The following is a 15,553-nucleotide window of genomic DNA, read 5'->3' as shown; positions in this document are numbered from 1 at the left end:
CGGACCGTGGCGCGCTGCCCCGCTATTCCAGGCTATGTCTGCGGGCGCCATGTCCAAGGATTGATCACCGTGAGATCAGCCGCCTCGAATGGCGATGTGTCCCAGGTGGCAACCGCAAAACCGTGCGCAGCGGCAATCGCGGCGATATAGCCGTCCGCGGGCGCGATCGCTTTTCCGCTCGCACGGGCGCGGGCGCGCAAAACCGCGTACGCCTTCGACGCCCGCTCATCGAACGGCAAAATGCGGTCCGCGAAGAGCGGCAGCACACGGCTCTCCAGACTCGTTTGCAGGGTATCGCGACGCTTGCCCTCGGGCAGCGCCGCGATACCAAAACGCAATTCAGCGAGGCTAATGGTCGACAGATACAGTGTTTCGAGGAGCTGGTCATCGATCCACGCAAGCACGTTCAGGTCGCCCGGCGCCTTCAGCGGCTCCGAGACGACGTTAGTGTCGAGCAGGATCATTCAAAACTCACCGGATCGCTGGGCGTCTTGTCCCGCCCGATCTCGAGTTCGACGCCACCCGCCTCCCGGCCAATCTCGGCCAGCAATGACCCAAGCTTGACACGCGATTCGGGCCGGACCGCGCTTTCGAGGATGGCCCGGATTTCCGCCTCGGTGCTTCGCCCGTGCGTAGCGGCACGGACACGCAGGGCGCGATGGGTTTCTTCAGGCAGATTACGAACAGTGACGGATGGCATTGATCTCACCCTCAATAATTGATTGCAACGATATCATTCTATATCATTTGATATCAAATAGTATCGGTTGGATTTGCGATCAATCGCCCCTCGCTCACCCGGCCATGCTTGCCGATATTGTCAAGGAGTTCGAAATATTATTCGAGTTCGGCGGCTTGCCGGTGCTGCTCGACTGACTAGCGCAGTAGTTCGAACCTAGGTCAGGACTCCAATACACCCACCCCAGGACCTTCCACACGAAAACGCCGCATAAACGTTTCCGTTCATGCGGCGCAGCGCATTCAAGCGCGATACCACTGCGCGTCACGCTACCGCTTCAAAACCTTACAGGCCCACGAAGCGGTACTTACCCAATCTCAATGCACCATGCGCACGGGCGCCGAGTAGCTACTCGCCGCACCGCTTTGCGACGTGCCGTCCATCGACGACCCATAGCCGCTGCTATCGCGCGCATCGAGACGTGCACGGGCAGCCTGGTAATCCGAGGGATAGAACGGAGAAACCACGTTCGGCCGCCAGCCCACCGATTCGAGCGCCTTGAGTTCGCCACGCACCTGTTCGCGCGTGACAGGGCCATTATCCGATTGCGACTGGGCGAAAGAAACAGCGGGGACCGCGAGCACGGCGGCAAGCGCGACAACCTTGAGAAGCGACTTCATGACAGTACCTCCGGTAACTTGATATATCGGTCGGGCACAAGCCGCAAACCGTTGGATACAGTCTAGAAAGCCTCGGGCGCGGGATAAATGGCAGTGCGGCGAATTCACTGTTTTCGCGGAACGTATAATCGCGCGCTTCATCACCGTGGCTCATATGCTTCTTTCCCCAAGGAATAAAGCGCCGCGAAACGCGCGCGACGCAACACACAGCCTGCAAACGCGCGCGCACTGGTGCAAGATAGCGCTTCGGAAACCTCACGAAGGAGGTAGCGATGGCGACCTGGAAGCCGGATCCCAGCTTTTATCCCTCTGCGCGCCTGGCGGCCACGGCAACGCCGGAAACGCTCGCGTGGGTCGCGAGTTTCGACCCCACCGGCAGCGTGCCCGACTCGCTCGACGTGATCGACCTTGATCCCGCCTCGCCCGAATACGGCCAGATCGTCCATCGCCTCGCGATGCCGAACACCGGCGACGAGCTCCATCACTTCGGCTGGAACGCGTGCAGTTCGTGCCTGTGCCCCAACGCGCCGCACGCGCATACCGAGCGCCGCTACCTGATCGTGCCCGGATTACGCTCGTCGCGCATTCACATCGTCGATACGAAGCCCGATGGGCGCCGCCCGAAAATCGTGCGCGTACACGAGCCCGAAAGCGTCGCGCAGCGCGCCGGCTATACGCGCCCCCATACGGTGCACTGCGGGCCGGACGGCATCTATGTGACCGCGCTCGCCAATGCCGAGGGCGAAGCGCCCGGCGGCATCTTCCTGATGGACCATGAGAGCTTCGACATCCTCGGCCAATGGGAAATCGAACGCGGCCCGCAGCAGCTTGCCTACGACGGCTGGTGGCATCTCGGCTACGACACGCTCGTGACGAGCGAATGGGGCCTGCCCGCGACCTTCGAGAACGGCCTCGTGCCCGAAGTGCTGCTTGCCGGACAGTACGGCCATCGGCTGCACTTCTGGGACCTGCATACGCGCCGGCACAAACAGGTGCTCGACTTCGGCGCGGAAAACCAGCTCGTGTTCGAGCTGCGGCCCGCGCACGACCCCACGAAGCCCTACGGCTTCGTGAATTCGGTCATCAGCCTCAAGGATCTCTCGGCCTCGATCTGGCAATGGTACCTGGACGGCGACCAGTGGGCGGCGCGCAAGATCATCGAGATTCCCGCCGAGCCCGCCGATCCCGAGACGCTCCCACCCTTGCTCAAGGGCTTCGCCGCCGTGCCGCCGCTCGTCACCGACATCGCGCTCTCGCTCGACGACCGCTTCCTTTACGTCGCCTGCTGGGGCACAGGCGATCTACGCCAATACGATGTTTCGGACCCCGAACATCCGAAGTTGACAGGCTGCGTGCGGATTGGCGGGATCGTCTCGCGCGCCACGCATCCGCGCGCGCAAGGCCGCGCGCTGAACGGCGGCCCGCAGATGGTGGAAGTGAGCCGCGACGGACGACGCGTGTACTTCACCAATTCGCTGTACGGCGCCATTGACGCGCAGTTCTACCCCGAGGGCATCGACGGCTGGATGGTGAAGCTCGACGCCGCGCCCGAAGGCGGGCTCGCTTTCGACGAGCGCTTCTTCGTGGAATGGCCGAAAACGCATCGCCCGCATCAGGTCCGGCTCGAAGGCGGCGACTGCTCGTCCGATTCGTACTGCTATCCCTGAGCGTGCGCGCAGCGCGGCACGCATGGCGAGACGGGGGCAAAGCGGCATGGGCGGTCTGTTTAGTACATTCAGTACATTCGGCGCGCACTGGGCCGCCTGGAGCGCCGTGGTGGCGAGCGGCGTCTTTCACGGCGCGAATCCCGCGATGGGCTGGCTCTTCGCCACCGCGCTCGGGCTGCAGCGCCGCAGCCGTACGGCCCTGCTGCTGGCGCTGCCGCCCATCGCGCTCGGCCATGCCGCATCCATCCTGCTGTTCACGAGCTCGATCGCCGTGCTGGGCGCGTGGCTGCCTGTGCTTATGCACACCAGCGGGCTGCACTGGGTGCTCGGCGCACTGCTGATCGGCTGGGCCGCGTGGCAGCATGTCCGGGGGCACCGGCATCGCGTGCGCGTGGGCATGACGGCGGGTTTTCTCGGCCTTGCGGCTTGGTCGGCGCTGATGGCCACGCTGCATGGCGCGGGACTCATGCTCATGCCCGCGCTGCTGCCGATGTGCGGTGGAGCGGCGGCAAGCGGTGCGGGGGTGGTGGGTCCGCTTGAGGTGTCCGTGGCGTTCACCGCGCTGCATACGCTCGTCACGCTCGCGACGACCGCCGCTATCGCGCTCGTGGCCTATGAATATGTGGGACTGGGTGTGCTGCGGCGTGGCTGGGTCAATTTCGACTGGCTCTGGCGCGGCGCGCTGGTGGCCACGGGTACGTTGATGATTGCTACTGCGTGAGGGGTGCGCGGCGGCGCAGCGCGCTGGCTCCCCCCAGAGCGGAGCCATCGTCCTTGCCTTCATGTATCCGATTAGATACAATGTGATTACGCCTCACAACAGCAGGACATCAAGCGCGCGATCCAGATGGCACGCGAATTGACGGAGTAAACGATGACAACCACGATATACGACCAGTTCGACGCAGCGGACTATCTGGACAGTGAGGAAGCGATTGCAGAATTTCTCGCTGCTTCTGCAGAAGACCCCAATCCCGACGTACTGCTTGCCGCCATTGCAGCAGTTGCCCGCGCGCGCGGGATGGCAAAAGTCGCCGAGGACGCGGGCCTCGGTCGCGAGAGCCTGTACAAGGCGCTCGCACCTGGCGCGCATCCTCGCTTCGAAACGATCCAGAAAGTTCTGCGGGCGCTCGGTGTTCAGACCGTTTTCAAACCCCTGCCATGAAATCGCAAGCCAATTCGAATCGTCCCTCGCCACAGTCGACTTGAAGCGCAATTAATCGGGAGGCCAGGCATTATGTCAACGCGCAAACCATTGACTGACAAGGACGGCAAAGTCCGGGAACTGACCGGCGACGACCTCAAGCATTTCAAAACCAGCAAAGAGGCCCTGCCGCATTCGCTCAAGATAAAGCTCGGCGGGCGGGTGCCACAGAAAGCGCCCAAGCACTCGTGGACTAGCTGAAAAAACGCACTCTCCCGACGAAGTAGCAGCATGACCGAAGACGCGCACGCGTCATTCGATGCGGAGGATCGCCTCGATCGCCACCACGTAAATGATGCGCCCTCTTCCCATCACGTCCCAGCCGGATAATCGGTCCCAAGGCTCGTTTCGCGCCACGCTTCGATATCGGCGAGCGCCGCGCGCAGACGCTGCGAGACCGCATCCACCCCAAACGCGCCCAGCACCAGATGGCGCGGCGGCTCCGCCACCTCCGTCACGCGGATCATCGCCTGCGCTGCCCGCGCCGGGTCCCCCGGCTGATGGCCGCTGCCTTGCGCGGTGCGCTTCATGCGCGCGCCCGCCGTTCCGGCATAGTCTTCGATGCGGTTCGGCGTCTGCACGAGCGAGCGGCCGGCCCAATCCGTGCGGAACGGTCCGGGCTCCACGCAGGTCACCTTGATGCCGAGTGGCCCCGCCTCCGCGAGCAGCGCATCGGAGAACCCCTCGACCGCATGCTTCGAGGCAGCGTAATACCCCGACCCCGGAAAGCCGGCCAGCCCCGCCACCGACGTAATGTTGACCACGTGTCCGCGTTTTTTCGCGCGCATGCCCGGCAGCACGGCACGCGTCATCGCAAAGAGGCCAAACGTGTTCGCATCGAACTGCGCGCGGATCTCGCGCTCGTCGCCTTCCTCGATCGAACTCTGATAGCCATAGCCCGCGTTGTTGACGAGCACGTCGATACCGCCGAATCTCGCCTGGGCGAGCGCCACGGCGGCATCGATCTGTGCCGGGTCAGTCACGTCGAGCGAGACGCGCAGCAAATGCTCGCCGGCGTCGGGCGCGAGATCGTCGAGCGACGCCTTGTTGCGCGCCGTCGCAACGCAGCGCCAGCCGCGCGCGAGCACGGCAAGCGCCAGTTCGCGGCCAAAGCCGCTGGAACAGCCCGTGATGAACCAGACAGGAGACGCGTTCGGGGAAGCAACGGACATGACGGGACCTCGCTGAAGCAACGGTTTGCGGCGCGGAGATCCGCGCGTCGCGTGCTGTGCGGCCACGCGCGGGACGCGCCGGAAGGGCGGGAGGAAGCCGCGGCCGCCGGCAGTCTGCTCGCGGCGGCGCGACACGACCCGTCGATGATAGCGATAACGCGCCAAGCGTGCAGGACCGCCCTGGGTCCGCAGGCATTCGAAGCGCGCCTGAGTTCACGATCGCCACCGAGCCGCCCGGCACGAGGCGCGCGAGCCATGTACCATACGGCGCTCGCACTCGACTGTATTTGCCGGAGAAGAACCTCGCAATGTCCACCCTTACCACGCCCGAGACGCCCGACGCGGCCACCCACAACACGGAAACCACCGCAGGCACCGCTCAAACGGATCGCACGGATCGCACCAATCACCCGGATCACGCATCGGCAACCGCCAGCCCCGCCCTCGAAGCGCGCTACGGCACGCCCTGGACCGTGCCGTTGCCCGCCTGGAACGCGACGCTCGACTCGCTGCTCACGCATCGCTCGGTGCGCAATTACACCGACAAGCCCCTGCCCGCGGGCACGCTCGAAACGCTGATCGCCGCGGCGCAATCGGCGTCGACTTCGTCGAATCTGCAGACGTGGAGCGTGGTCGCCATCGAGGACCCCGAGCGCAAGGCGCGGCTTTCGAAGCTCGCCGCCGACCAGTCGCAGATTCGCGGCGCGCCGCTCTTTCTCGTGTGGCTCGCCGACCTCAACCGGCTCGAAGCCGCCGCGGAGCGCACCGGCGCGAGCGCGGAAGGCCTGCACTATCTGGAGACGCTGTTCGTCGGCGTGATCGATGCGGCGCTGGCCGCGCAGAACGCCGTGGTGGCGCTCGAATCGCTCGGCATGAGCGCGGTCTATATCGGCGCGATCCGCAATCAGCCCGAACAGGTGGCCGCCGAGCTGGGCCTGCCGCCGCGCGTGCTGCCCGTGTTCGGCCTGTGCGTCGGTTATGCCGACGAGTCGCGGCCCACGCAAGTGAAGCCGCGCTTGCCTCAGCCCGTCGTCCTGCATCGCGAGCAGTACGATGCGTCTTCGCAGCCACACGGCATCGCGCAATACGACGAGGTGATGGGCACGTTCCAGAGCGCACAAGGCCTGAGCGCGGCGGGCTGGACCTCGCGCTCGCTCGCGCGCTGGCGCAGCCGCGAATCGCTGCACGGCCGCGACCGCCTGCGCGATGCGCTCCAGGCGCTCGGCTTCGAGCTGCGCTGAAACCATTCACGCAAATCGATTCGAGCTAATTCGTTGAGCACACAACCAATCGGCAACTGAACAGACAAGCGAAGGAGCAACGCAGATGAAAATCGCCATCATGGGCGCGGGCGCGGTGGGCTGTTTCTTTGGCGCCATGCTGGCGCGCGCGGGGCATGACGTCGTCCTGATCGGGCGCGCCCAGCATGTCGAGGCCATCGAGCGCGAGGGTCTGCGCCTCGAGGCGCGGAGCTTCGACGAGCGCATCGGCCGGCCGCATCTGCGTGCGAGCACCGAAGCGGCCACCGTCGCCGATGCCGATCTCGTGCTGTTCTGCGTGAAGTCGACCGACACCGAAAGCGCCGGCGCATCGATCGCGCCGCACCTGCACGCCGACACGCTCGTGCTCACGCTGCAAAACGGCGTGGACAACGCGGAGCGCTTGCGCAAGGTCATCGCGCAGGACGTCGCGGCGGCGGTCGTGTATGTGGCGACGGAGATGGCCGGGCCGGGCCACGTGCGCCATCACGGGCGCGGCGAACTCGTGATCGAGCCCGCGCGCGGGAGTCTGGCCGCCGCGCAGGCGCTGGTCGAAGCGGGCGTGCCCACCGAGATCTCCGCAAACGTGCGTGGCGCGCTCTGGGCCAAGCTCATCGTGAATTGCGCGTACAACGCGCTATCGGCGATCTCGCAGCTGCCTTACGGGCGCCTCGTGGCCGGCGCCGGCGTGCTCGACGCGATGCATGACGTGGTCGCCGAATGCATGGCCGTGGCCCATGCCGACGGCGTGACGCTGCCGCCCGGCACGGACGATGGCGTGCGCCTCATCGCCGAGACCATGCCGGGGCAGTACTCGTCCACGGCGCAGGATCTCGCGCGCGGCAAGCGCAGCGAGATCGATCATTTGAACGGCTTCGTCGTGCAGCGCGGCGCGGCGCTGGGCGTGGCCACGCCGGCCAACCGCCTGCTGCACGCGCTCGTGAAGCTCATCGACGACAAGGCGCACGGGGCGATCTGATTCGTCGACTGCAGTGCGCTCTGGTGCACCCCGCTGCAATTTAGTGCGCCTTCACGAAGATAGCACCTGCACCCCGCTGCTTGAACGAGGCGCGGCGCGGTGCATCAAGCGCCGGACGCTTCGCGTTCGAACACGAGCAGCGTCGAAGTCGCCGACGCGTAAAGCTTGCCCGCTGCATCCGTGATCGTCGCCTCGGTGAAAGCCGCGCGGCGGCCGATGCTCAGCACGCGGCCCTCGGCGCGCACGGGGCCGGTGCTCGCGGTCATGGCCCGGTGATAGGCCACTTTGAGTTCGAGCGTCGTATAGGCCTGATTCGCCGCGAGACGCGAGTGCGCCGCGCATCCGCAGGCGGAATCGAGCAGCGTGGCCGCATAGCCGCCGTGCACGGTGCCGATGGGGTTGTACGCGTGCAGCCCCGGCAAGCCTTCGAAGACCACGCGGCCCTCCTCCACTTCCACGAGCCTGAAGCCCAGCGTTTCGCCGATGGGCGCGCTGCGGCCGCTCGCGAGCATGCGCTGCAGTTGTTCGAGACCGGTCAGGCCGGCCGGTAATTCGGCTACGAGGTTCATTTGAAACGTGTCTCCGTCGAGTGGGTGGTGCGGCGCGCCTCGATGCATTCCAATGCACCCGGCGGCGCGCCGGCATCCCGACATAGTAACGTTTTGCGAACGATCATGCTAAAACCTCGGCGGCCCGGGGAAACCGCGTTCCTGTCGTGTACCCTGACGCGAGCGCTCCGTGCGAACGTGCAGCCGCACGCCCTTGTTTCGTCAGTCCTGGACCCGGGTCATATGATCACCACCACCTCGCCTCGCCAACCTGCCTCCAGAAAGCGCGAGCCGCTGCTCAATACCGTCGATCGCGTCTCCGAACTCTGCTTTGGCCTGTTCATGGCGCTGACATTCGTCGGCGCCGTCAAGGTTGTCACGGGCGGCGAAAGCGCCGCGCACAAAATGTTCTTTTCCGCGCTCGGGTGCAATATCGCGTGGGGCCTCGCCGACGCCGTCATGTTCCTCGTGCGCACGCTCGCGGATCGCGGGCAGCGCCTGACCCTCGCACGGACCGTGAAGCGCGAGCGCGACCCTGCGCTGGCGCTGCACGCATTGCGCGACGCCTTGCCCAAGCCGCTGGAGCCGCTGCTGGAGGATGCCGAACTCGAACTGATTCGCGCGCGCCTGGCTGCCGCGTCCACGTTGCCGCCGCGCGCGCATCTCACCGGCGCCGACCTTCTCGGCGCGCTCGGCATCTTCGTGATCGTTGTGACCTCAACGTTTCCGGTTGCGCTGCCGTTTCTCATCGTCAAGGACCCGACAACGGCACTCGTCATCTCACGCTCGCTCACGCTCGCGATGCTGTTCGGCGCGGGTTTTGCGCTGGGACACTACTCCGGTGCGGGCGCCATGAAAGCGGGCTTCGCCATGACCGTGCTGGGCGCCGTGCTGACACTGGCGATCATCGCGCTGGGCGGCTGACCGGCCAGGACGTCGGTAGAAAGCGTGCCTCAATACGTTTCGAGGTGCAGCCGCCCTTCGCGCTTGAGCCGCTCCCATAGCGCATCCCACGCCATGCCATGCGCCTGGGCAATCTCGCCGAGCGCCTGCAGCACGCCGTCTTCCATGCCCTTGAGTCCGCACACGTAGATGTGTGTGCCGCCGTCCTTGAGCAGATGCGCCACGTCCACGGCGCGCTCGCGCATCGCGTCCTGCACGTAGCGCTTGGGCTGACCCGGCGTGCGCGAGAACGCGAGATTCGTGTCGATGAAATCCTTCGGCAAATTCATCAGCGGTCCGAAATAAGGCAGCTCCTGCTGCGTGCGCGCGCCGAAGAACAGCATGAGCTTGCCGGTGGCGCCCTTGAGCCTGCGCCGGCGGCGGTACTCGGTCATCGCACGCATGGGCGCGGAGCCCGTGCCCGTGCAGATCATCAGCAGATGCGAGTTCGGATGGTTCGGCATCAGGAAGGTATTGCCGAACGGACCGATCACGGTCACCACGTCGCCCTTCTTCAGGTCGCACAGATAGTTCGAGCAGACGCCATCGGTGGCGTTGCCGCTGTGGTCGCGCGTCACGCGCTTCACGGTCAGCGAGACGTTGTTGTAGCCGGGCCGCTCGCCATCGCGCGGGCTCGCGACTGAATACTGACGCGCGTGATGCGCGCGGCCACCGGCATTCGTGCCAGGCGGCAGAATGCCGATCGACTGCCCTTCGAGCACCGGAAGCGGCATGGCGCCGAAGTCGAGCACGAGGTGGTGGATGTCGCTCGATGCGGCGTCGTCCGTGAGCCGGTAATTGCCGACCACGGTGGCCGTGGTCGGCGCCTTGTGCGTGTACAGATGCACATAGGGCCGCGCCGCCGACCATGGCGGCACCGTCGAGCCCCGCACCATGTCCGAGCCGGAGCCCGGCGCCTCGTCGCCGTCGCTCGCCGCTGTGGCGGCTTGCGGCAGGTCTGGCGCGGCTGCGGCATCGGCCGCGCCCACCGTGGGATTCTGCGTGGGCAGTTCGTCCCAACCGAACTGGTCTTCGATGCTATAGGCCTGGGCCTTGAGCACGTTGCGCCAGTTGTCGATCGCGCCGGTCGGGCACGGCGGCACGCAGGCCATGCAAGCGTTGCAGACATCGGCCTTCACGACGTAGTTGACGCCGTCGTGCGTGATCGCGTCGATCGGACAGGTCTCTTCGCAGGTATTGCAGCGAATGCAGATCTCAGGATCGATCAGGTGCTGCCTGAGAATTTCCACGGGAACCGGGCCGCTCATGATGGTCTCTCCCGCCTGCCGTTCAATTGAAGCGCACGTACTCGAAATCGACGGGCTGACGGTTGACGCCCATGGCCGGCGGCGCGATCCAGTTCGCGAACTTGCCCGGCTCCGCCACGCGGCCCATGAGCGAGGCCACGTAAGCGCGATCTTCGGCCGTGGGCAGCCACTTCGCCTCGTTCGCGGCCCATTGCGCTTCGTCGATCACGCGGCCATCGGGCGCGACGCGCACGCCCGCGAAGGTGCCGATCTGGCGATTGAACGCCTTGTGCGGCACGCTCAGGCGAAAGTCGATGCCGGCTTTCTCGAGCACCTTGTTCCAGCGGTTCACGCCCGCTACGGAGTCCTTGATATAGTCGTCGCGCAGCACTTCGTTCATGGCGTTGAGCATCGGCACCTCGCGCTCGACGAGCTTGCCCTCTTGCACGTCGAGCAGGCGATACATCTGGCCTTCGAGCTGATGGTCGTCGTCGCGCTTCGTTTCCTCGTAGCGGCCCTTCAGGCCCGAGCTATAGAACGTAGCCGCGTTCGACGAATGGTCTGCGCCGAACAGGTCGATCGTCACCGAGTAATGGAAATTCAGGTAGCGCTGGATCGTTTCGAGGTCGATCACGCCCGCGGCGCGCAGGCGGCTCACGTCGTCGGTCTGGAGTTCGTTCATGACCTGCGCGGTGCGTTGCACGACGCGCGAGACGCCCGACTCGCCCACGAACATGTGATGCGCCTCTTCGGTCAGCATGAACTTCGTGGTGCGCGCGAGCGGGTCGAAGCCCGATTCCGCGAGCGCGGAAAGCTGGAACTTGCCGTCGCGGTCGGTGAAGTAGGTGAACATGAAGAACGCCAGCCAGTCGGGCGTTTTCTCGTTGAAGGCACCGAGGATGCGCGGGTTGTCGTCGTCACCCGAGCGCCGCTCGAGCAATGCTTCGGCTTCCTCACGACCGTCACGGCCGAAGTGCCGATGCAGCAGATAGACCATCGCCCACAGGTGCCGCCCCTCCTCCACGTTCACCTGGAACAGATTGCGCAGGTCGTAGAGCGACGGCGCGGTCAGGCCCAGATGGCGCTGCTGCTCGACCGAGGCGGGCTCGGTGTCGCCCTGCGTGACGATGATGCGGCGCAGGTTCGCGCGATGCTCGCCCGGCACGTCCTGCCACGCGGCCTCGCCCTTGTGCGCGCCGAAATGGATCTTGCGGTCCGCCTCGCCGGGCGCGAGAAAGATGCCCCAGCGGTAGTCGGGCATCTTCACGTGATCGAAATGCGCCCAGCCTCCGGCGTCCACGCTCACCGCCGTGCGCAGATACACGTCGAAGCCGTGCGAGCCCTCGGGCCCCATGTCGCCCCACCACGAAAGAAAATTCGGCTGCCACTGTTCGAGCGCCCGTTGCAGCGCGCGGTCGTCGGCGAGGTTGACGTTGTTGGGGATCTTTTCGCTGTAATTGATGGTGGACATGTCGGTTCCTTGCGGCCAGGGCGGATCGGCTTGAAGAGGATGGATCAGACGCGGGCGAGGTCGAACTGCGCCTTGCTGCCCTTGCCGTACACCTTGAGGGCGCCCTTCTCGCCTGTCGCGTTGGGGCGATTGAAGATCCAGTTCTGCCACGCTGAGAGCCGGCCGAAAATGCGCGTCTCCATGGTCTCGGGCCCGTTGAAGCGCAGGTTCGCTTCGAGTCCCGTGAGCGCATCGGGCGACATGGCCGCGCGCTCTTCCAGCGCGATGCGGATTTCGTCGGCCCAGTCGATGTCGTCGGGCGCGGCGGTCACGAGGCCGAGGCGCTCCGCTTCGAGCGGCCTCACCGGCTGGCCGACCTGCGCACGCGCGGCATCGAGCGGTTCGGCCTCGTCATAGAAGCGCCGCGCGAGACGCGACTGATGCGTGACCATCGGATACAGCCCGAAATTTGCTTCGGATAGCGTAATAACTGGCTCTTCGTCCTCGTTTGAAGGCAGCGCCGCCATATAGCTACGGTCGGCGGCAAATGCGAGCTCCGCGAAGGTGCCCGCGAAGCACGAGCCCGGCTCGATCAGCGCGAAGAGCGAGCGCGACGAGACGTCGATGCGCGCGAGCGTCCGGCGCAGCATGCCGATGGTCTCGCGCACGAACCAGTGATCGCGGTGTTCGATCAGCGCGGCGTCGGCGGCCAGCACGCCGCGTGCATCGCCTGCGGCCTTGAAGATCCACGTGCCGATGTCGAGCTCGTTGGTGCGCATCGTGAGGATCGCGTCGTCGAGCTCGCGCGCGAACTGCAATGGCCACCAGGCGGCGCCAGCCGCGACGATCGCGTCGATACCCTCGGGCAGCGGCGCTTGCGCGGTATCGGGCGCTTTCGCCGTGAAGGTGGCGGTGCGCTTTGCGCGGTCGATCGACACCTCGACGCTCGCATAGCTCAACCCGTTCTCGTGCTCGACGCGCTCGATGCGCGTGAGCGCGACGCCCTGCGCGACTTCGGGCCGGTCGCTCTGCGCGGCGAGTTCGAGCGCGCGCGCCTGCACCGCCTGGCCGAAGCGGTTGGGCTTGACCACCTCGTCCACGAGACGCCACGCCTTCGCGCGCTCGCCGCGGATGCCCTCCGCCACGGTGCAAAAAATATCGGCGCGGTCGTGGCGGACCTTGCGCTTGTCGGTGAGACGCGTGAGGCCGCCCGTGCCGGGCAGCACGCCGAGCAGCGGCACTTCGGGCAGCGCCACCGTGGACGAGCGGTCGTCCACCAGCACGATCTCGTCGCAGGCGAGCGCCAGTTCATAGCCGCCGCCCGCGCAGGCGCCGTTCACGGCTGCAATGAATTTCAGGCCCGAGTGCCGCGATGCATCCTCGATGCCGTTGCGCGTTTCGTTGGTGAACTTGCAGAAGTTGACCTTCCACGCATGCGTGGAGAGACCCAGCATGAAGATATTGGCGCCGGAGCAGAACACCCGGTCCTTGAGGCTCGTCATGACCACCGTGCGCACCTCGGGGTGCTCGAAGCGGATGCGCTGGAGTGCATCGTGCAGTTCGATATCGACGCCGAGGTCGTATGAATTCAGCTTCAGCTTGTAGCCTTCGCGAATACCGCCGTCTTCAGCGATGTCGATGCCGAGCGTCGCGACAGCGCCGTCGAAGCTGAGTTTCCAGTGCCGGTACTGCGAGGGATCGGTGCGGTAATCGACCCGTGGGGCGGCCGGTTGGGCGGCCGGTTGAATGGTCGACTGAACGGCGGGCTGGGCGACGGCGGATTCTGCGGCGGCCATGGGGTGTCTCCTGGGTCGACCGGAGCCAGCACTGAAGCGCCGGCCCCGGTCCCATGAAAAGCGGAATATGCACTTCGTTTCAATGAACGATAGTGCAACAGTCACCCCATGTAAAGCACTTTAATGCATATACGCAAATGCAAGTGGGTAAACCATGAACTCCAATGCATCGTCCCGCCGAAGCGGCTGCGACGCTTCAGTCGATGCGCACCGGCTCCGCGCCCAGCCGAGCCGCCAGGCGGTCGCGCAATTGCAGATAGGCGTCGGCAAGCGTTTTCTCGCTGGTGTCGAAGCGCATGTCCGCGCGGCTGTACAGCTCGCTGCGGCCCGCGAGGATGCGCTTGAGGTCGTCCATCGCCTCGCGGTTGCCCGACATGGGCCGCAAGTCGCCCTGCGCGACCACGCGGCGCATGTGCTCCTCGGGCGCCGCCTGGAGCCAGACCGTGAAGCAGTGCGCGAGCAGCGTATTGAAGGTGGCCGGCTCGGACACGAGGCCGCCCGGCGAGGCGATCACGGCGCGCGGATGCTCGGCGATCACGGCCTCCAGCGCGCGCTGCTCGTAGCGGCGGTACGCGCTCGCGCCATAGAGCGAGTGAATCTCCGAGGGCGGGCAGCCGGCCAGTTGCTCGATCACGCGGGTGAGCTCGACGAACGGCACCTTGAGCTCCTGCGCGAGCATGCGCCCGAGCGTGGACTTGCCCGCGCCGCGCAGGCCGATGAGCGCGATGCGCTCGTTGCGGTGCGGGTCGGCGCTCGCCTGCGAGAACATTTCGGCGAGCGCGATGCGGGCGCGCTGCAGCGAGGCCGGGTCGCGCCCCTTCAGCAGTTCGCGAATCAGCAGCCATTCGGCCGACGAAGTGGTGACGTCGCCGATCACTTCCGCCAGCGGGCAACTGAGCGTGGCCGCGATCTGCCGTAGCACCAGCACGGAGGCATTGCCCACGCCCGACTCCAGGTTCGCGAGGTGGCGCTCGGAGAGGCCGGTTTCCGCCGCCAGCGTCTTGCGCGTCATGCCGCGGCGCGCGCGCAGCATGCGCACGCGCTCGCCCATCGCGGTCAGGAACGGGTCGCGTTCGCTGCGCTCGCCGCGCCCTGCGTCCGTGGCATCGGGGGCGTCCGTGGATTCATCCGGCTGTGGCTCGGCAACGTAAGTTTGCTTCATCTTCAGACACCTCTCAACCCTATTTTGTGTACTATAGTGCTTGACATGCATTTTACTAGCCGCTAATTTTCCGCCAAAAGACAGGCCGGCGACAACGCAAACGCCGCAGCCGGCATAACGCGAAGCATGGGACCGCGCCCAGCGTTAGCGCACGGAAACGCCAGGTCCGGTCGACAGGAGACCCCGCATGTCCCCGCAAGACTTCGAGCGCCTGATTGCAGGCATCACGAAACAGATTGCCGGCCGATCGCTCGATGATGCACTCGACGCCTGGCTCAACGCCACCTGGCCGAATGGCAGCCCGACCTTCGCGGCGCTCGAGAAGGCTTGCCGCGAGGGCGTCGCGGACGGCTCGATGTGCCAGCGCGAGGCCGGCGGGCTGCGCTACGGACGCGTCATCAAGCCGCTGCCGGCCACGCACGGCTTTTCAGTCGACGTGGTGCTGATGAAAGATCTTGCCGGCCCGCATCATACGCATCCCCACGGCGAAATCGATCTCGTCATGCCGGTTACGCCCGGCGCAACGTTCGACGGCCGGCCCGCGGGTTGGTGCGTCTACGGTCCGGGCAGCGCGCACCGTCCAACGGTTGCGCACGGCGAGGCGCTCGTGCTCTATCTGCTGCCGCAAGGCGCGATCGAATTCACACCGGCGCCGGCCTGAACGACGGCGCCCCGCAGTATGAAGAATGACTCATTGCCAGGCAATCCGAATTGACTGGAACAGCAGCTTCACGACGACCGAAGATCGACGGTGCCGACGATGCCACA

General features: G+C 65.8%; 17 protein-coding genes. 8 read left to right on the top strand and 9 right to left on the bottom strand.

Going from position 1 to position 15,553, the window contains the following annotated elements; genetic code table 11:
• Window positions 1–32: 32 nt before the first annotated feature.
• The 3 genes from U5775_RS18165 to U5775_RS18155 form a co-directional block, all read right to left on the bottom strand.
• Window positions 33–464: a type II toxin-antitoxin system VapC family toxin gene (locus U5775_RS18165; RefSeq protein ID WP_322059472.1), complete on the bottom strand. Its 432-nt coding sequence runs from the start codon at window positions 462–464 to the stop codon at window positions 33–35.
• Window positions 461–700 (bottom strand): FitA-like ribbon-helix-helix domain-containing protein, encoded by a 240-nt coding sequence (locus U5775_RS18160; protein WP_322059471.1) that lies wholly within the window; start codon window positions 698–700, stop codon window positions 461–463. Before U5775_RS18160 ends, U5775_RS18165 begins: the two co-directional genes overlap by 4 nt.
• Window positions 701–1,056: 356 nt before the next feature.
• Window positions 1,057–1,359: a DUF4148 domain-containing protein gene (locus tag U5775_RS18155; protein ID WP_322059470.1), complete on the bottom strand. Its 303-nt coding sequence runs from the start codon at window positions 1,357–1,359 to the stop codon at window positions 1,057–1,059.
• Window positions 1,360–1,631: 272 nt separating this feature from the next.
• On the opposite strand from U5775_RS18155, the gene U5775_RS18150 reads away from it, so the two are divergent.
• From U5775_RS18150 to U5775_RS18135, 4 genes are all read left to right on the top strand, one after another.
• Window positions 1,632–3,026, top strand: a complete 1,395-nt coding sequence (locus tag U5775_RS18150) for a selenium-binding family protein (protein WP_322059469.1) — start codon at window positions 1,632–1,634, stop codon at window positions 3,024–3,026.
• A gap of 46 nt (window positions 3,027–3,072) precedes the next feature.
• Complete coding sequence (locus U5775_RS18145; protein WP_415913601.1) at window positions 3,073–3,747, top strand: hypothetical protein; 675 nt, start codon at window positions 3,073–3,075, stop codon at window positions 3,745–3,747.
• Between the two features lie 153 nt (window positions 3,748–3,900).
• On the top strand, window positions 3,901–4,191 hold the full coding sequence (locus tag U5775_RS18140) for an addiction module antidote protein (protein ID WP_322059467.1): 291 nt from the start codon (window positions 3,901–3,903) through the stop codon (window positions 4,189–4,191).
• A gap of 72 nt (window positions 4,192–4,263) precedes the next feature.
• Window positions 4,264–4,431 (top strand): hypothetical protein, encoded by a 168-nt coding sequence (locus tag U5775_RS18135; protein WP_322059466.1) that lies wholly within the window; start codon window positions 4,264–4,266, stop codon window positions 4,429–4,431.
• A 110-nt stretch (window positions 4,432–4,541) separates the two neighbouring features.
• Here U5775_RS18135 and U5775_RS18130 read toward each other — a convergent pair whose 3' ends face one another.
• Window positions 4,542–5,402, bottom strand: coding sequence for an oxidoreductase (locus U5775_RS18130; protein ID WP_322059465.1), 861 nt, complete (start codon window positions 5,400–5,402; stop codon window positions 4,542–4,544).
• Between the two features lie 308 nt (window positions 5,403–5,710).
• Between U5775_RS18130 and U5775_RS18125 the strand changes: the two genes are divergently transcribed.
• Complete coding sequence (locus U5775_RS18125; RefSeq protein WP_322059464.1) at window positions 5,711–6,643, top strand: NADPH-dependent oxidoreductase; 933 nt, start codon at window positions 5,711–5,713, stop codon at window positions 6,641–6,643.
• An 85-nt stretch (window positions 6,644–6,728) separates the two neighbouring features.
• Window positions 6,729–7,640, top strand: a complete 912-nt coding sequence (locus tag U5775_RS18120; RefSeq protein ID WP_322059463.1) for a ketopantoate reductase family protein — start codon at window positions 6,729–6,731, stop codon at window positions 7,638–7,640.
• Window positions 7,641–7,744: 104 nt separating this feature from the next.
• On the opposite strand, the gene U5775_RS18115 is transcribed toward U5775_RS18120, so the two are convergent.
• Window positions 7,745–8,209 carry a PaaI family thioesterase gene (locus U5775_RS18115; RefSeq protein ID WP_322059462.1) on the bottom strand — a complete coding sequence of 155 codons (465 nt, stop codon included), beginning with the start codon at window positions 8,207–8,209 and terminating at the stop codon, window positions 7,745–7,747.
• 222 nt (window positions 8,210–8,431) lie between these two features.
• Here U5775_RS18115 and U5775_RS18110 point away from each other — a divergent pair, with 222 nt between their 5' ends.
• Window positions 8,432–9,112, top strand: coding sequence for a hypothetical protein (locus U5775_RS18110; protein ID WP_322059461.1), 681 nt, complete (start codon window positions 8,432–8,434; stop codon window positions 9,110–9,112).
• Between the two features lie 29 nt (window positions 9,113–9,141).
• Here the strand turns inward: U5775_RS18110 and boxA are convergent, their stop codons facing one another.
• From boxA to U5775_RS18090, 4 genes are all read right to left on the bottom strand, one after another.
• Entirely contained in the window at window positions 9,142–10,398 is a 1,257-nt protein-coding gene (gene boxA / locus U5775_RS18105; RefSeq protein WP_322059460.1) for a benzoyl-CoA 2,3-epoxidase subunit BoxA, read from the bottom strand.
• A gap of 22 nt (window positions 10,399–10,420) precedes the next feature.
• Window positions 10,421–11,848 carry a benzoyl-CoA 2,3-epoxidase subunit BoxB gene (gene boxB / locus U5775_RS18100; RefSeq protein ID WP_322059459.1) on the bottom strand — a complete coding sequence of 476 codons (1,428 nt, stop codon included), beginning with the start codon at window positions 11,846–11,848 and terminating at the stop codon, window positions 10,421–10,423.
• Window positions 11,849–11,892: 44 nt separating this feature from the next.
• Window positions 11,893–13,623, bottom strand: coding sequence for a 2,3-epoxybenzoyl-CoA dihydrolase (boxC, locus tag U5775_RS18095; protein ID WP_322059458.1), 1,731 nt, complete (start codon window positions 13,621–13,623; stop codon window positions 11,893–11,895).
• A 196-nt stretch (window positions 13,624–13,819) separates the two neighbouring features.
• Window positions 13,820–14,785, bottom strand: coding sequence for a helix-turn-helix transcriptional regulator (locus tag U5775_RS18090; protein ID WP_322059457.1), 966 nt, complete (start codon window positions 14,783–14,785; stop codon window positions 13,820–13,822).
• Window positions 14,786–14,972: 187 nt separating this feature from the next.
• Between U5775_RS18090 and U5775_RS18085 the strand changes: the two genes are divergently transcribed.
• On the top strand, window positions 14,973–15,446 hold the full coding sequence (locus U5775_RS18085) for a DUF4863 family protein (RefSeq protein ID WP_322059456.1): 474 nt from the start codon (window positions 14,973–14,975) through the stop codon (window positions 15,444–15,446).
• Window positions 15,447–15,553: the final 107 nt, after the last annotated feature.

It is taken from the genome of Paraburkholderia sp. J63 (assembly GCF_905220245.1).
GTDB lineage: Bacteria > Pseudomonadota > Gammaproteobacteria > Burkholderiales > Burkholderiaceae > Paraburkholderia.
This window is presented reverse-complemented; position numbering and strand designations above follow the sequence as displayed.

Excerpts from the sequence above, each read along its gene's own strand:
- U5775_RS18165 (WP_322059472.1), bottom strand. The coding sequence starts at position 464 with ATGATCCTGCTCGACACTAACGTCGTCTCGGAGCCGCTGAAGGCGCCG.
- U5775_RS18160 (WP_322059471.1), bottom strand. The coding sequence starts at position 700 with ATGCCATCCGTCACTGTTCGTAATCTGCCTGAAGAAACCCATCGCGCC.
- U5775_RS18155 (WP_322059470.1), bottom strand. The coding sequence starts at position 1,359 with ATGAAGTCGCTTCTCAAGGTTGTCGCGCTTGCCGCCGTGCTCGCGGTC.
- U5775_RS18150 (WP_322059469.1), top strand. The coding sequence starts at position 1,632 with ATGGCGACCTGGAAGCCGGATCCCAGCTTTTATCCCTCTGCGCGCCTG.
- U5775_RS18145 (WP_415913601.1), top strand. The coding sequence starts at position 3,073 with ATGGGCGGTCTGTTTAGTACATTCAGTACATTCGGCGCGCACTGGGCC.
- U5775_RS18140 (WP_322059467.1), top strand. The coding sequence starts at position 3,901 with ATGACAACCACGATATACGACCAGTTCGACGCAGCGGACTATCTGGAC.
- U5775_RS18135 (WP_322059466.1), top strand. The coding sequence starts at position 4,264 with ATGTCAACGCGCAAACCATTGACTGACAAGGACGGCAAAGTCCGGGAA.
- U5775_RS18130 (WP_322059465.1), bottom strand. The coding sequence starts at position 5,402 with ATGTCCGTTGCTTCCCCGAACGCGTCTCCTGTCTGGTTCATCACGGGC.
- U5775_RS18125 (WP_322059464.1), top strand. The coding sequence starts at position 5,711 with ATGTCCACCCTTACCACGCCCGAGACGCCCGACGCGGCCACCCACAAC.
- U5775_RS18120 (WP_322059463.1), top strand. The coding sequence starts at position 6,729 with ATGAAAATCGCCATCATGGGCGCGGGCGCGGTGGGCTGTTTCTTTGGC.
- U5775_RS18115 (WP_322059462.1), bottom strand. The coding sequence starts at position 8,209 with ATGAACCTCGTAGCCGAATTACCGGCCGGCCTGACCGGTCTCGAACAA.
- U5775_RS18110 (WP_322059461.1), top strand. The coding sequence starts at position 8,432 with ATGATCACCACCACCTCGCCTCGCCAACCTGCCTCCAGAAAGCGCGAG.
- boxA (WP_322059460.1), bottom strand. The coding sequence starts at position 10,398 with ATGAGCGGCCCGGTTCCCGTGGAAATTCTCAGGCAGCACCTGATCGAT.
- boxB (WP_322059459.1), bottom strand. The coding sequence starts at position 11,848 with ATGTCCACCATCAATTACAGCGAAAAGATCCCCAACAACGTCAACCTC.
- boxC (WP_322059458.1), bottom strand. The coding sequence starts at position 13,623 with ATGGCCGCCGCAGAATCCGCCGTCGCCCAGCCCGCCGTTCAGTCGACC.
- U5775_RS18090 (WP_322059457.1), bottom strand. The coding sequence starts at position 14,785 with ATGAAGCAAACTTACGTTGCCGAGCCACAGCCGGATGAATCCACGGAC.
- U5775_RS18085 (WP_322059456.1), top strand. The coding sequence starts at position 14,973 with ATGTCCCCGCAAGACTTCGAGCGCCTGATTGCAGGCATCACGAAACAG.